Source organism: Frankia sp. AgKG'84/4, from assembly GCF_023242965.2.
GTDB lineage: Bacteria > Actinomycetota > Actinomycetes > Frankiales > Frankiaceae > Frankia.
Genome location: NZ_JALKFU020000071.1, coordinates 1 through 15545, shown reverse-complemented (window position 1 = coordinate 15545; position 15545 = coordinate 1). Strand labels below are relative to the sequence as shown.

At 70.8% G+C, this 15545-nt stretch carries 10 protein-coding genes, 1 tRNA gene and 1 pseudogene; 10 read left to right on the top strand and 2 right to left on the bottom strand.

Annotated elements, in window-relative coordinates:
- Positions 1–348, bottom strand: a pseudogene (locus MXD58_RS07535) (hypothetical protein); the annotation flags it as partial.
- 513 nt (positions 349–861) lie between these two features.
- On the opposite strand from MXD58_RS07535, the gene MXD58_RS07530 reads away from it, so the two are divergent.
- The 9 genes from MXD58_RS07530 to MXD58_RS07490 all read left to right on the top strand — a co-directional run bounded on the left by MXD58_RS07530 (position 862) and on the right by MXD58_RS07490 (position 13565).
- Positions 862–2151 carry an ammonium transporter gene (locus tag MXD58_RS07530; RefSeq protein WP_248839406.1) on the top strand — a complete coding sequence of 430 codons (1290 nt, stop codon included), beginning with the start codon at positions 862–864 and terminating at the stop codon, positions 2149–2151.
- Positions 2148–2489, top strand: a complete 342-nt coding sequence (locus MXD58_RS07525) for a P-II family nitrogen regulator (RefSeq protein WP_248839404.1) — start codon at positions 2148–2150, stop codon at positions 2487–2489. Before MXD58_RS07530 ends, MXD58_RS07525 begins: the two co-directional genes overlap by 4 nt.
- 347 nt (positions 2490–2836) lie before the next feature.
- Positions 2837–5242 (top strand): [protein-PII] uridylyltransferase, encoded by a 2406-nt coding sequence (locus MXD58_RS07520; protein WP_248841258.1) that lies wholly within the window; start codon positions 2837–2839, stop codon positions 5240–5242.
- A 131-nt stretch (positions 5243–5373) separates the two neighbouring features.
- Positions 5374–5464: transfer RNA gene (locus MXD58_RS07515), tRNA-Ser, on the top strand.
- Positions 5465–5624: 160 nt separating this feature from the next.
- Complete coding sequence (locus tag MXD58_RS07510) at positions 5625–6137, top strand: DUF6153 family protein (RefSeq protein ID WP_248841259.1); 513 nt, start codon at positions 5625–5627, stop codon at positions 6135–6137.
- Between the two features lie 93 nt (positions 6138–6230).
- Positions 6231–6872, top strand: a complete 642-nt coding sequence (locus MXD58_RS07505; protein ID WP_250609143.1) for a DUF305 domain-containing protein — start codon at positions 6231–6233, stop codon at positions 6870–6872.
- Between the two features lie 599 nt (positions 6873–7471).
- Positions 7472–8314: a diguanylate cyclase domain-containing protein gene (locus MXD58_RS07500; RefSeq protein WP_250609142.1), complete on the top strand. Its 843-nt coding sequence runs from the start codon at positions 7472–7474 to the stop codon at positions 8312–8314.
- Positions 8315–8512: 198 nt separating this feature from the next.
- Positions 8513–13294, top strand: a complete 4782-nt coding sequence (locus tag MXD58_RS07495; RefSeq protein ID WP_250609141.1) for an FtsK/SpoIIIE domain-containing protein — start codon at positions 8513–8515, stop codon at positions 13292–13294.
- The gene (locus MXD58_RS07490; RefSeq protein ID WP_248841263.1) at positions 13281–13565 is read left to right on the top strand and encodes a hypothetical protein; all 285 of its coding nucleotides are present in this window, start codon (positions 13281–13283) and stop codon (positions 13563–13565) included. The genes MXD58_RS07495 and MXD58_RS07490 overlap by 14 nt, the downstream gene beginning before the upstream one ends.
- 23 nt (positions 13566–13588) lie before the next feature.
- Here MXD58_RS07490 and MXD58_RS07485 read toward each other — a convergent pair whose 3' ends face one another.
- Positions 13589–13939 (bottom strand): hypothetical protein, encoded by a 351-nt coding sequence (locus MXD58_RS07485; RefSeq protein WP_248841264.1) that lies wholly within the window; start codon positions 13937–13939, stop codon positions 13589–13591.
- A 342-nt stretch (positions 13940–14281) separates the two neighbouring features.
- On the opposite strand from MXD58_RS07485, the gene rpsD reads away from it, so the two are divergent.
- On the top strand, positions 14282–14887 hold the full coding sequence (gene rpsD, locus MXD58_RS07480) for a 30S ribosomal protein S4 (RefSeq protein WP_248841265.1): 606 nt from the start codon (positions 14282–14284) through the stop codon (positions 14885–14887).
- The last annotated feature ends 658 nt before the right edge of the window (positions 14888–15545 follow it).

Below are 15545 nucleotides of genomic sequence, written 5' to 3'. Positions count from 1 at the left end.
CCGCTGCGCCGCGGCGAGCCGGATCCGCCCGGCGTCGAACTCCTCGGCGGCCCGTGCCGTCTGCCGGGTGGACTCGTCGAGCGCGGCCCGGGTGCGTTCGATGTCGGCCCGCACGGCGTCGAGGCTCGACGAGGTCGACGATGGCGCCCCCCAGGCGACACCGGCCGGTACGGCGAGGGCCGCGGACCCGGCCAGCAGCAGCCCCGCCAGGGCCGCCGCGACCGGCCCGGTCAGCCGGGTGGTGCGGCCACGCGGGCCACCCGCGCCTTGCGGTCGGTACCGCGCCGGCGGCGCCGGCAACCGCATCAGCGGCGAGAACGGTGACAACAAGGACGCAGGTACCGGCATTGACGGTGGCGCCGAAGAGGGGGATTCCGGAGATTGCGGGGCTGGCGCCGACAAGGGCGACAACGATGGCATCGAGTGCGATGAGTGGGGCGGTGGCAATGGCGTCCGTGGTGCTGGGATCAGGACCGGTGTTTCAGCCCGACGTGCGAGTCCTTCGGAGCCGCTCCCGGCGTCGGCGTCGTAGTGGCGGGTCTCGGATTGCGGTTCGCCGGCGTCGCGATGCCAGCCCTCCGCAGGGACGCTGCTCACACCGCCGGACCGTAACTATTCGCAGTTGTACAGTCACGGAAGCACGCCGAACCCGGCGGAGAGTCTCCGTGCACCCACCGAGAGACTGCCGAAACGGGCCACGGGGCGCCCAATTTAGCGATTTCACACGTAAGAAACAGCTAAGACACAGGTTGGGAACAGATCTTGCCGACTCTTCGGACCCGAGGATCCGGGACGAGAGCAGCGTGGCCGGGGACCGGGTGAGCGCATCCGCGCACCGCGCGGGGGGATGACAGGAGAGACATGGACAAATTGAACTCGGGCGACACCGCGTGGATGCTCACAAGTGCTGCAATCGTGCTGTTCATGACACCCGGACTTGCCTTCTTCTACGGCGGCATGGTTCGGGCGAAGAACGTGCTCGGCATGATCATGCAGAACTTCTTCGCCATCGGCATCGTCACGCTCGTGTGGTCCCTGCTGGGCTTCAGCCTGGCCTTCGGCTCGGGTAACGGCTTCTGGGGCGGATTCCATTTCGCCGCGCTGCAGAACCTGAGCGAGGGCGATGGAGCCATCCCCTACGTCGTGTTCGTCGCGTTCCAGCTGATGTTCGCGATCATCACGCCCGCCCTGATCACCGGTGCTGTCGCCGACCGGATGAAGTTCAGCGCGTTCGCGATCTTCATCACGCTGTGGTCGCTGTTCGTCTACTCGCCGATCGCGCACTGGGTGTGGGCGACCAACGGCTGGCTGTTCAAGCGCGGCGCGATGGACTTCGCGGGTGGCACGGTCGTGCACGCCAACGCCGGTATCGCCGCGATCGTGCTCGCGCTCGTCCTGGGCAAGCGGGTCGGCTGGCCCAGCGGGGACTTCCGGCCGCACAACGTGCCGTTCGTCCTGCTCGGCACCGGCATCCTGTGGGTCGGCTGGTTCGGGTTCAACGCCGGTTCGGCGCTGGCCGCGAACGGCCTCGCCGGTTTCGCCCTGCTCAACACGCAGATCGCGGCCGGTGTCGCGATCCTCGGCTGGCTCGCCGTCGAGAAGCTGCGCGACGGTAAGGCCACCACACTCGGCGCCGCGTCCGGTGCGGTCGCCGGTCTGGTCGCCATCACCCCGGCCTGTGGTTTCGTCTCCCCGATGGGCTCGATCGCGGTCGGCGGCATCGCCGGCATCGTCTGCGCCCTGGCCACGTCCATCAAGGGCAAGGTCGGCATCGACGACTCCCTGGACGTCGGCGCGGTCCACCTCATCGGTGGTGTGCTCGGCGCCCTGCTGACCGGTCTGTTCGCCACGGTGGACACGAACTCGGCCGGCAAGGACGGCGTGTTCTACGGCGGCCCGTGGAGCGTGTTCGGCGAGCAGGCCCTCGCGGTCGGCGCGACGCTCGGCTACTCGGCCGCCGTCACGCTGATCATCGCGCTGGCGATCAAGTACACGATCGGCCTGCGGATGACCGACGAGGACCAGGTCACCGGTATGGACGAGGCCCTGCACGGGGAGACGGCCTACCGCTACACCTCCATTGGCGGCGGTGGCGGTTCGCTGACCTCCAGCGTCACCCCCGTCAAGGTGCCTGAGGAGGCCCAGGCATGACCAAGCTCGTCACCGCTGTCATCAAGCCGTTCAAGGTGGACGACGTCAAGACGGCACTGGAGAAGTTGGGCGTTCACGGCCTGACCGTCTCCGAAGTGCAGGGCTTCGGTCGGCAGAAGGGCCACACCGAGGTCTACCGCGGCGCGGAGTACAAGGTCGACTTCGTTCCGAAGATCAAGATCGAGGTCGTGGTCTCGGACGAGTCCGTCGACGAGTTGGTCGCCGCGATCACCGCGGCCGCGCAGACCGGCAAGATCGGTGACGGCAAGGTCTGGGTCGTTCCGGTCGAGTCCGTCATCCGGGTTCGCACCGGTGAGCGGGGCGACGACGCGATCTGACCGCCGCAGCGGCGGGGCCACCGAACGGTGACCTCGCCGCGGTGGGCGGCGTCGCGGGCCGCATCCGCCGACACGCGACGCGCACCAGCACCACCTCTGGTCCGGACGTTCGGCACCATCAGAATGTCCAGCACGGCAAGCACACCAGCAGTTCCAGCAGTATCAGCGAGAACAGCAGTATCAGCGAGAACAGCACCAGCACATGAGGCGGCACCGCGCGGTCATCGGCGCGGTGCCGCGCCCATGCGCACCGGGAACGTCACGTCCGGCTGGGTGTCCGCGACCGGTCCCGACCGGGGACCGGTCGCCCTGGCCGGACGGGCAGCCCACCGCCGAGGAGGACGCCCATGAAGGACCGCCTCGACGTCCTGCGCGGCCGGCATGAGCCGCTCCCCGCGGCCACCGGAGCCGCGCTGCGCCGTCACCTCACCGACCTGGCCGACGAGGTGCTCGTCGAACTGTTCGGCGAGCCCGGTCCCGGGATCGCCCTCGTCGCTGTCGGCGGGTACGGCCGGGCCGAACCGGCCTTCGGCAGCGACCTCGACCTGGTCCTCCTCCACGACGGCCGCCGCCGCGACGTGTCCGCCGTCGCCGACGCGGTCTGGTACCCGCTGTGGGACGCCAGCGTCGGTCTCGACCACAGCGTGCGCACCATCGACGAAGCCGTCGCCGTCGCCGACGACGACCTCAAGGCGGCGCTCGGCCTGCTCGACGCCCGCCATGTCGCGGGCGACGAGAACCTCAGCCGGGAACTGTCCAGCCGCGCCCGCACCCGCTGGCGCACCCGGGCGCCGAAACGGCTGCCCGAGCTCGCCGCCGCCGTCGCCGAGCGCTCCGCGCGGCTCGGCGAGGTCGCCTTCCTGCTGGAACCCGACGTCAAGGAGTCCCGCGGCGGCCTGCGTGACGTCGACGCCCTGCGAGCCCTCGCCGCCGCCTGGGTCGCCGAGGTGCCCTCCGAACGCGTTCTCGCCGCCGCCGGCGTGCTGCTCGACGTCCGCGGCGAGATCCGCCGCCTCAGCTCCGGGCGCCCCCAGGACCGGATGCTGCTCCAGGACGGCACGGCCGTCGCCGAGGCGCTCGGCCACCCCGACTCGATGGCGCTCGCCCACATCATCGCCGACGCCGGGCGGACCATCTCCTGGGCCTGGGACGCCACCTGGTACCGGACCGCCGCCGGGCTGCGCAACACCTCCTGGCGCCCCGGCCGCCGGCCCGTGCGGCGCCCCCTCGACGAAGGCGTGATCGACCAGGGTGGCGAGATCCAGCTCGCCCTGGACGTCGAACCGGCGAAGGACCCGGTCCTTGTGCTGCGGGTCGCCGCAGCGGCGGCGCGCACCGGCCTGCCGCTGGGCCGCTACGCCGTCGACCGGCTCGCCCGCGAGGCACCCGAGATGCCGTCACCGTGGCCGCCCGCCGCCCGCGACGCCCTCGTCGCGCTGCTGGCGACCGGGGACGTCGCCATCGGCGTCCTGGAGTCCCTCGACCAGGTCGGCCTGCTCGTCCGCCTGCTGCCGGAGTGGGCGGCGGTACGCAGCCGCCCCCAGCGCAACCCGTACCACCGCTTCACCGTCGACCGGCACCTGATGGAGACCGCGGCCCGGGCAGCCGCCTTCACCCGCGAGGTCGACCGGCCGGACCTGCTCCTGCTCGGCGCGCTGCTGCACGACATCGGCAAGGGCTTCCCCGGCGACCACACCGACGCCGGGATCGAACAGGTGCTGCTGATCGGCCCGCGCCTCGGCCTGCCCCCCGACGACGTCGCCGTCCTGGTCGCGATGGTGCGCCACCACCTGCTGCTCGGTGAGTCCGCCACCCGGCGCGACATCGACGACCTGGCGACCATCGAGGCCGTCGCCGCCGCCGTCGGCAGCGACCGGGTCCTCACCCTGCTGCACCGGCTGACCGAGGCCGACTCCCGTGCCACCGGGCCGAGCGCCTGGAATGCCTGGAAGGCCCGGTTGATCGGCGATCTGGTCACCCGCGCCCGGGCGCTGCTCGGCGGCGAACGGATGCCCTGCCCGCCCCGCCTCGACGACCGCCAGCGCGACCTGCTCGCCCTGACGGAGGAGCATGTCGTCCAGGTCAACCCGCTGCCCGACGAGGGGATGTTCGAGGTCGTCGTCGTCACCACCGACCGCGTCGGCCTGCTGGCCGTGACCGCGGGGATCCTCGCGATGAACCGGCTCGACATCCGGCGGGCCTCCGCCCGCAGCCACGACGGCCGGGCGCTGCTGCAGGCTGCCGTCGCCGCGTCGCACGGGCGGGTGCCGGACCGGGCCAAGCTGCTGGCCGACCTGCGCGCCGCACTGGCCGGCACGGTGGACATCGCGGAACGACTCGCCGCCCGGGAACGCGACTACGCCGGTGTGAAGCACTGGACCACTCCCGGACCGCCGCAGGTGATCTTCGATGATCTGGGGGAGACCACGGTGCTGGAGGTCCGCGCCCCCGACCGTGCCGGGGTGCTGTTCCGCATCGTCCGGGAGCTGTCCGTGCTGCGGCTCAACGTCGGCACCGCGATCGTGGCGACCCTGGGCCTCGACGTGGTCGACGCCTTCTACCTGCGCGAGCCGGACGGCGCGCCGGTGGCGGACGAGTCCCGGCGCGGGGAGATCGCGCGGGCGGTCCTCACCGCCCTCGGCGGCCAGCCCGAGCAGGCTGGGCACCTCGCCAGCGGAGCCGGTGCCATCGCGCCACCGGCGGCGGACGGCGCCCAGGCGGACCCGGCGGCGGTCAGCATCGTCCCGGGCTGACCGTACCGGTCACGGACCCGGCAGATCCATCCGCGCTCACCGACTGAGCCTGTGATCCACGCCGCGCACCGCCGGCCGGACCCGGCCCGTTCGTACCCTGAGCGGAGACGCTATGATGGCGGTGCACGTTGGGAGGCTTCGCCTAGTCCGGTCTATGGCGCCGCACTGCTAATGCGGTTGGGGGCTTCAACCCCCTCCCGGGTTCAAATCCCGGAGCCTCCGCCCTTCGTTATCCCGGGGTCCGCCGCCTACGTCGGCGGGCTCCGCCCTCCGCTCGTCCACCGGGTCACAGAGCTAGCCTGACGGCCGGCGCTTCCGGGAACAGGCCGGCGAGGCGTTCGCACCGTTTACCTGGCGGACCGCCGAAGGGGCCGGTCCGGAGGTGCTGGACGATTCGGCGGCCGACCGGGTCGCGGAGCATCATGCAACTGTGCCCGCCCTGATCCGCGCAAAGCTCGGCGGGGGCAGGTATTCGCTGCTGATCGTCGTCGTGCCGTTGCTGTTCGGTGTTCTGGTGATGCACGGCGGCCTGTCGATTCACCCGGGCCGCACGGGGCCGGCCGGGCATCATCTGGCCGTTGGCCATGCGGCTTCGTCGCCGATTGTGGGCGCCAACGCGACCATGACGCACCCCGGGCCCGGACGGAACGCCACGCTCGGTCCGCCTTTCTCCGGGGGCCCGCAGCATGGCGCCCACTCCGGCCCACTGTGCATGGCTGTTCTCCGACTCAGCGGCCTTTTCCTCCTCATCGTGCTGTTGGCCAGCGCTGCCCGGTCCGCGCGAGGGCTGCCGAACCGGTTCCGTCGTCCGCCGCGGCCAGACCGGTTGCCGCCCGGCGACTGGCCGCACTCCCCCGCTCCCGCGCTCTCCCAACTCTGCGTTCTTCGCCGGTAGACCGCCGGACGCGGCCGAGGATGTCGCCCTGGACTCCGCCGGCCGGCTACGGACCACGGCCCTGCAGGCATCCAGCAGACGAGGAAACCGAACGTGAGACGACTGGTACTGCTTTTCGTGACCCTGTTCGCCCTGGCCTTTCTCGCGGCCTGTGGCGGCGACGGGAATGGCGCCGACCAGGAGGACACCGCTACCGGTGCACACAACGCGGCGGACATCGCGTTCGCCCAGCGCATGATTCCCCATCACCGCCAGGCCATCGAGATGGCCGACCTGGCCTCCACCCGAGCCAGGGACGCCCGGGTGAGCACCATGGCACGACAGATCCGGGCGACGCAGGAACCCCAGATCGCCACCATGACCGGCTGGCTCACCGCCTGGGGACGGGCCGTCGCAGCTCCGGCGCCGCACAGCTTGCCCGGTACGAGTCCCACCAGCGCCCCGCACTCGGACCACACCATGAGCGACCAGGCGATGGCGTCCATGACGCCGGGTGGCGACATGGACGGGATGATGTCTGTCGAGGACATGACCGCGCTGCGCAATGCGCGCGGATCCAATTTCGACGAGCTCTTCCTCGCGATGATGATTGAGCACCACCAGGGAGCCGTCTCCGCCGCGGCAGCCGAACGGCGCGACGGCATTCATCCGCCGGCCCGCCAGCTTGCCGAGGACGTCCAGCGCACCCAGACCACGGAGATCAGCGACATGCAGAGCCTCCTCACCGAGATCTGACTCCGCGGCTCGCCTCCTGACCGCCCTCAGCCGCTCAACCCGAGCTGATGTCAGGACTCCCGGTGGTGGTCGGCACACGTCCGGCCACCACTGAGCCCGCGAGGGCCTCGACAGTCACTACCCGATCACACCTCAAGCACTCTGGATCACCTTTCTACGGACACTTTCCGGCCAAATGGAACCGGCCTGTTCAGAACCACCGGAGAATCCTGCCTGGCATCGCGCGTCGGCAGGCCTCGACGTGGGCGGCCCCTAGCCGTGTCGTCGCCGCGTACCGCGCGGCGCCCACTGCTACACCACAGCCCGGCAGCCGGAAGGACATCAGCGCGGTGATCACCGACGATGTTGTTGCGGCCGTCTTCGACTCCCTTCCAACACCGGTCGCCGTGCTCGGCCCGGACGGCACGGTGCTCCGTCTGAGCGAAGCCTGGCGCCGCAGCGCCGCGACAGGCTTCGCACTGCTCCCCGTCCGCCCGGGCATGAGCTGGCTGGCCGCCTGTGACCAGGCCGCGGACGCGGCCGAGCGGGCGGCCGGCCAGCGGAGCGACCCGGACGGTGGTGCACCGCCCGACAACACCCACGGACTCCATGTCGATCAGGTGTCCCGCGTCCGCGAACTGGCCCGACTGTCCCGCCAGATCATCGACCGCCGACGGACCCGGGCACGGATCGAACTGCCACAACCCACGGTCGGGAACCACCGCTGGCTCGACGTTCGGATGAGCACCTTCATACGCGGCGCCGGGGTGATCGTCGTCGTCGACGACATCACCGAGCGACACCAGCGGGAGACGGCGCTCCAGCATCGGGCGACGACGGACGCCGTCACCGGCCTGCCGAACCGGGCCGCACTGCATGCGTGGTTCGCGGCGAGTTCCGCCGCCACTGGAAAAGCCAACCCGGACGTTCCCGCCGCCGGCGAGGAATCCATAACCGCCTCGCCGGACACAACAGGGCTGGCCGCACTCTTCCTGGATCTGGATTCCTTTCGCCGCGTCAACAGCTCTTTCGACTATTCAGTTGGAGACGCTACCTTACGTGCCGCCGGAAGGCGCTTCGCAAGCGTACTCGGCCCGACCGACATAGTCGGGAGATGGGACGGCGACGAATTCGTCGTACTCACCACAGCCGGCACCGCCGCCGCCGTCGCCGATCTCGCTGAACGCCTTGGCGCCGCCCTCACGGAACCGCTCGACGTGCATGGTCACCGCATCCGCCTCTCGGTCAGCATAGGCGCCGCGCTGACCCACGTCGCGCTCCCGTCCGCGTCGTCCGCATCGCCGGAAAACAGGCGAAAATCATCGGCTTCAGCAACGCGGGGCACCAGCCAGTCCCCGGCCGAGCACTGGGACGTGCTGGTGGCACGAGCCGGCCGAGAGCTGATCAGGACCCGCTCCCAGCATAGGACGGGTCGGGCGCGGCGAAGCCATTCCACTCCGTGACTCGACCTTTCTGCTGCTCCACGAGAATTCTCGCGACCATAAACCAAAAGTTATTCACGGAGCGTCGCCTACACTCGCCAGGACCGTTTTCCCAGCCGTAATCTCCGGCCTGTGCAGCTCACTTTCACCGTTCATGACCTCCATACCGGAGCGCGCGGCGACGTCCTCGTACGCGCCGATGGCGAAACTCCGGTCGGCATGTTGTCCGTCGCGCTCGCGGCCGCCATCCGGCCCAGCGGCCACGACCGCGCTCCGGCCCGGGCGGGGCCGTCTCTGAGCCTCGCCGGTCACGCCGCCCCCCTCGACCCGAGCCTGCCGCTCGCGCGGTCCCCAGTACACGAGGGCGCTGTCCTGCTCCTCGACGCGCCCGCGTGCCGCCGAGTCTCCGCCGCCGGCCTCGTCGATCTCGTCGTCGCGGCGGGCCCGGGCGCCGGAGTCATTCATCCACTGCCGGCGGGCGAACACGCCATCAGCATCGAGCCGGACGGCGCGGTGCTGCTTGGCCCCGCAGGTGCGAGTGAGCCACCTCACCTGACAGTCCGAATCGCTGTCGACGGGACCTGGGATGTCCTGCCGGGCCCGCACGTCGACGTCGCCCCACCGGCCGAGGCAACAGCAACCGACGCGTCGGTCATCCTGGTGCACTCGCCCGCGCTCACACTCCGACTCCAGCCGCCTCCGCCCGCGGAATTCCCTCGGCTGCCGGCCGCGACGACGCCAGGTCGGCTAGAGGTCAACCGTCCGCCCCGACTCCGGGCGTCGCGTGAGTCGTCCGCGTTCCAGCTACCCGTACCGCCCACGCGCCCGCGGGCGACTCCGGTCCCGGTCCTGGCCACCCTGTTGCCCCTGCTGGCCGCGGCCGGTCTGGCCGTGGCGCTGGGATCCACCACCCTGCTGCTGTTCGGTCTGCTCGGACCCGTGAATCTCGTGGCGTCGGTGGTGAGTACCCGGCGAAGCGACCGCCGCGCTTTTCGCGCCGAACGCACTCGCCATCAGCGGCTCGGCGCGGAGGTGCGGCGCGCGGCAGAGGTGGCGCTGCGGATCGAGCAGGATCAGCAGCACGCCGACCATCCCGATCCGGCGGGGTTGTTCGTCAGTGCCTGGCGGCGCGACGCAGGGCTGTGGCGAAGTCGCCGGAGCGATGAGGACTATCTGCTGCTGCGGGTGGGGACCGCGACGCAGCCGACCGCGATCGAGGTCTCGCCGGCCGTTCCAGGTCAGGCGACGGACCGGCTCAGCGCGAACGTCCCCGCGGTGATCTCGCTGGCCGACCATGGCGTCATCGGCGTCGCCGGCCCCGTTGGGGTCGCCCGCGCCCTCGGGCACTGGCTCGTCGTTCAGGCCGCCGTCCAGCACGGCCCTCGGACCCTGGCTATCTGCGTGCTGGTGGCCGATCCGGCGCACGCTGTCGACTGGCGCTGGGTTCGCTGGCTACCGCACTGCCGGCGTGCGTCCTCGACGATCGCCTGGTTCGCGGCGGACGCCACCGGCCTTTCCACCTGTGTCAGCGAGCTGCGCGCGATCATCGACGACCGAAAGGATCACCCTCCTCGGAACGCCGCGCATGAGCCGGACGTCCTGGTCGTGCTCGACGGCGCGCGCACGCTGCGCTCCCGCCCTGGGGTGAGCGCCGTACTCGAGGCGGGTCCCGCTGTCGGAGTGCACGTCCTCTGTCTGGAATCGACGGTGCGGGACCTGCCCGCCGAATGTGGCGCCGTCGTGGAGCTGGTGGGTCGCCACCTCACGATGCGCCAGGATCGGGGCACGACCGTTGCGGGCATCAGGCCCGATCTCGTCGGGCCGGTCGGCGCTCACCTCAGCCCGTCAGGACTCAGTGGGTCCGCGCGGTGGTGCGAGTCGGTGGCGCGGGCGCTCGCACCGCTACGTGAGCCGGGAGGCGACGACAGCGCGCTGCCCGCCGCCGTCTCACTTTCGGAGATCATGTGTCTGGACCGGCTGACCGCGGCCGCGGTCAGCCGGCGCTGGCAGGCCGCCCAGGAAACTCCGGCCGCGGCTGGCCCGCGTCCGGTCCCGATCGGCATCGCCAGCGGTAGGCCATTCCAGCTGGACATCGTCCGAGACGGCCCGCACGGCCTGATCGCGGGAACGACCGGATCAGGCAAGTCCGAGCTGCTTCAGACGCTGATCATTGCGCACGCGATGACCTACCGACCGGACGAACTGGTCTTCGTCCTTGTCGACTACAAGGGGGGCAGCGCGTTCGCCGAATGCGCCGCGCTTCCCCACACCGTCGGCCTGGTAACTGATCTGGACCCGCATCTGGTCCGGCGCGCTCTGGTCTCGCTGTCGGCCGAGCTGCGCCGGCGCGAGGAGCTGCTCGCCCGGTTCCAGGCCAAGGATCTGGCGGCGCTCGCACGGCAGTCACGGCCCCACGGCACCGTTCCCCCGCGGCTACTGCTCGTCGTGGACGAGTTCGCGACTCTGGCCCGCGAGCTGCCCGACTTCGTGGCCGGCCTCGTCAGCCTCGCCCAGCGCGGCCGATCCCTGGGTCTGCATCTCCTGTTGGCCACCCAGCGACCGAGCGGAGTCGTCTCCCCCGAGATCCGGGCCAACACGAACCTGCGCATCGCACTACGAGTGACCGACGCGGCCGAGAGCGAGGACATCGTCGGCCGGCCGGACGCGGCCCTCATCTCGACGGCGACGCCAGGCAGAGCAGTGCTGCGGACCGGGCCGGACCGTGTGTCGGTGGTGCAGACGGGCTGGGTCGGCGGTCCGGCCGCGAACGCGCAGGCCGGGGCGCCCCCGCCCGAAGTGATTCCACTGCTCTGGCCGGATCAGACCAGCGGCGAGGTCGCCAGGGACACCCAGGTCGGGTCCGCCGCCGGGGACACCGAACTAACCGTCCTGGTCCACGCGGTACGCGAAGCCGCCATGGCACTGTACGTACCCGAGCAGCGACGCCCCTGGCTCCCACCCCTACTCGACCAGATCTCCGTGCTCGACTCCCGGGACCGCCGGACGCCCGGAGACCTCATCCCGGTGTCGATCGGTCTCGCCGACCACTGCGCCCTCCAGGCCCAGCGGCCATTCACCTTCGATGTCGTGGACGGCGGCCACCTGCTCGTTGTCGGCGCCGCCCGGTCGGGGCGATCCACCGCACTGCGCACCGTGGCAGGCGCGATCGCCGCCGCGCTCTCGCCCCGGGACGTCCACCTCTACTGTCTGGACTTCGGTGGTGACGCGCTCACCCCGCTGAGCGCTCTTCCGCACACCGGTGCGTGTGTCGGCCGCGACGACGTCGAGCGGGTCGGCCGGCTGCTCGCCCGGCTGACCAGCACCGTGGAGCGCCGCCGGCGACAGTTCGCCGCCGACGGGGTGGCTGACCTGCGCGAAGCACGGCGATCAGGCGGCCTCCCTGGCCTGCCCTACATCGTTGTCCTGGTCGACGGCTTCGAGGGATTTCTCGCCGAGTTCGAGGACCTGGACGGTGGGGACCTGGTCGAAAGCCTGTTGCGGCTGCTACGGGAAGGGGCTGCCGCCGGCCTGCGCATCGTTCTCTCCTCGGACCGTCGTGCGTTGGCTGGGCGCGTCGCGTCGCTGATCGAGGAACGGCTGGTGCTGCGCATGGCGGACCCGGGCGACTACGCGCTCGCCGGCCTCACCACGACTGATCTGCCCGAGCGGCTGCCGGCCGGGCGAGGCGTCGCGATCGGGGGGCGCTATCCCGATCCGGTCGAGGTCCAGCTGGGACTCCTCGCCTCGGATCCGTCCGGGCAGGCCCAGACGGTGGCATTGCGATCGGTGGGCAGACTGGCCGATCAGGTCGTCGCCGCCGATCCCCGGTGGGCCGAGCGCCGTCCGTTTCGCGTCGAGCCGCTACCGGAGCGCGTCGAGCACAGCCAGCTGGTCCGGACGCGCGGTGGTCAGGCGGTCGGTGGCTCGGCCGGTTCCGGCCGAAGGGTGGTGCTCGGGGTGGGGGGTGACGAGCTCGACGTCATCGAGATCGATCTCACCGCCGCTCCCGGGTTCGTCATCGGTGGCCCGCCGCGCGCCGGTCGGAGCAGCGTTCTGCTGACGATCGCGCTGTCCCTGCTCGCCGCCGGGGAGGCCATCATCGCCGTGACCCCACGCGCATCGCCGATGCGGCGCCTACGGCGCCATCCGGGTGTCACCCTCTTCGACGCCGACCTGAACCGTCTCGATGACGTCGGGCCCGGCGGCGGCGTCCGACCTCCGGACGGCTCACAGTGGCCGCCGTCGGTCGAACGTTCCTGGCTCGGCCAGCTGGCCGGCCGTCTCCCGGCCGCCGTGCTGATCGACGACGCCGAGCTGATCGGCGAGCCGGCGGCCACCACGCTCGCCGACCACTGGCGGCATGCCCGCGACACCGGGGGCGCGCTGATCCTGGCCGGGCACACGGAGGAGCTGCTCCTGCAGTACCGCGGTGTCGCGGTGGACGTCCGTAGGGAGGGGCACGGCCTACTGCTTTCGCCCAGACGGACCACGGACGGCGACCTTCTCGGCGTCCGGCTTCCCCGCGGTGGCACGGGCCTCCAGCCGCCCGGGCGCGGCGTCATCGTCCGCGACGGTTCTGTCACCCCCATCCAGATCGTTCGTCCCTCAAGCCGAACCCAGCCCTGTCCACCCCGTCCATCGCCATCAACGGAGTCACATGAGAACGGTCACCACCCCGGCGGCCACGCAGGCCGCCGGACGGATGAGCCAGCTGCTACCAGCCCTGCAGCGGACGGCCACGAACCTCGTCAACCACGGCAACACCCTGGCGGATCCGCGGCACTGGGAGGGGCCGAAAGCCCAGGTCTTCCGCGGCCAGATCTGGCCGGAGGTCCAGCACGCGCTCACCACTCTGCACGCCAACCTCACCGAACTCGCCCACGGCATCGCCGAGATCAACAGGAGGACCGCCGAGGCAGGGAGCTGATGACCAGGCCGCTCAACCCCCTGACCGACTCGCCGCGCCAGCCTCCGCAGGGAGACCACCATGACCCGGTCTGACCTGACCGTACGCAGCACTCCTGAGGCGGTCAGCGCCATCGCCGGCCTTGCCTCGATAGTCAACGGCCCGCTTCTCGGCCACTTCGACGAACTCCGCTCCACCGCCAGGACCCTTACCGATCCGGAGAACTGGGACGGCCGCGGCGCGGTCGATTTCCGCACCAGCGTCTGGCCAGGCTACGAACGGACGTTGACGGAGCTGCACAGCCGACTCGACCAGCTGCGCGCCCGACTCGCCGAGATCCAGAACGACATCCAGAACGCCGGATGATCCGCCGACGGACGCGAGATCGATCAGTCTTGCGACCCGCCGGACAGCAGCGCCGTCGAGTCCGCCGTGTCGAGCAGGACGCAGGCCCGCTCCGTCCGGACCACCGCCTCTGCGATTTCCATCTGCAGCAGCAGCCATCCGGAACCGAGTCCGAGCAGGTCCGGGGTCGGATGCCGCTCGGCGAAAGTGATCGCGGCCGCTCGCGCCAGCGCAGCGCCCACCGGTGAGACCCAGCCGCCGAACGCGACCGACACCCACCTACCCGTGTCCGGCGACGGCCCGCACAGGTTCAGTCGGGCGGCCACATCCTGGTCGCCGAACGTGCCCATCATCACGGAGGGGGCGAGCACGAGGATCCGATCGGTGCGCGGCACCGGCTCCCCACCCACTGGTGCCACAGCCGCCGACGATTCCGGCGCGGTGGATCCCATCACCGGATGAGCCGGCGACATCCCCGCATGCCAGGGAGCCACCGGTGAACTGTCTGGCTCCGCCAGGGCTGCCTCGGCGGCCGCCGCGATGAAGCGCAGGCCATGCACGACTCGGCCGCCCCACAGCGCAAGGTTGGCGCAGGGCGCCGAGCTGATCAACAGCACAGCCGCCCTGATCGCTACGCCTTCAGCGCGCCGCCTCTGGTCCGCCATCCGTACCTCCACCTCGACCTGCAGCTATGGTTGACTAGCTTAGGTTTACCTAACTTAAAGGAGAAGAGCGCGATGCGCCACAAGCCGGTCGTCAAACTGAGCCGGAGCCTGGGCCTGCCCCTCACGGAGAAGGCGGTGAGACACTATGAGCGGCGGCCGTTTCCGCCGGGAGTCCACGGCCAGCGCCGTGTGACGATGACGCCCTACAAGGAGCGGTTGAGGGAGAAGCAGCGCCTGCGCTTCCAGTACCACGTCAGCGAGAAGCAGCTAAGGGCGGCCTTCGCCGCCGCGGCCCGGGGCTCGGGTCGAACCGGTCACACGCTCATCGAGGACCTCGAGTGCCGCTTGGACGCAACGGTCTGGCGCTCCGGGCTGGCCAAGACGATCTATCAGGCCCGGCAGTTCGTCAGCCACGGGCACATCCATGTCAATGGCGAGCGCGTCGACCGGCCGGGCCAGCGCCTCCAGCCCGGCGACGTCGTTTCCGTAGCACCTCGCAGCCGCGAGATGAGCCTGTTCCGGCTCGTCGCGCAGGGACCTGATCCCGCCACGGACCCACCGCCCTACCTGGAGGTCTATCGCCGCCAACTCACCGTGGTCGCCGATCGGCGACCACAGCGTACGGAGATTCCGGTGGTGTGCGACGAACAGCTCGTAGTCGAGTACTACGCCCGCTGATGCGCGACCGCCCACCAGCGGACGGTGGGCGCGGTGGAGGAGCAACGGTGCACCCCCTCCACGAGGTACGCCGAAAGCGCCAAACGAGTCACCGACAGCAATATTGATCGTGCGGCCACGCCTATCAACCGGACACTGAATGCTCATCGTGCGGAGGTCATGCGGAATGTGTCAGCCGATGCTCCCGCTGCGCGACCGCGCTGGTACGGTTACGCCGTGTTCGTACCGCTGTCGCCTTCGGCTCAGCGGGCGCGCGTAGGCCGGATGGCTACTGCGCACCGCTCCTGCCTGCCGGTCCAGACCAGATCGGCCTGCAGGTGTGGCCATGTGACGCTGCGGCATGCCGCACCACGCCAGGGCCGACGTCCACACAGAGAACGAATCTCATTAATGGTCACAAAAAAGCCGGAGAACTTACCGTTCGCACCGGATTGCTTGCTCAGCCGACCTAGCATGAGCGCCGGGTGGGATGCCCGGCGGCCGGGCACCGCTGCACCGCCGGCGTACTCGTCCGCCCGACCCTGCGCCTGATCGGGGGCGATCTATGTCGACCACACCGTTCTCCCCGGCACCCTCGCGCCCGCCGACCCGTGGCGGCCACGCGGGGCGACCGGCCGGCGGGCCGCCCGTCTCCGCGCCTCCACCATCGGGGCCCGGC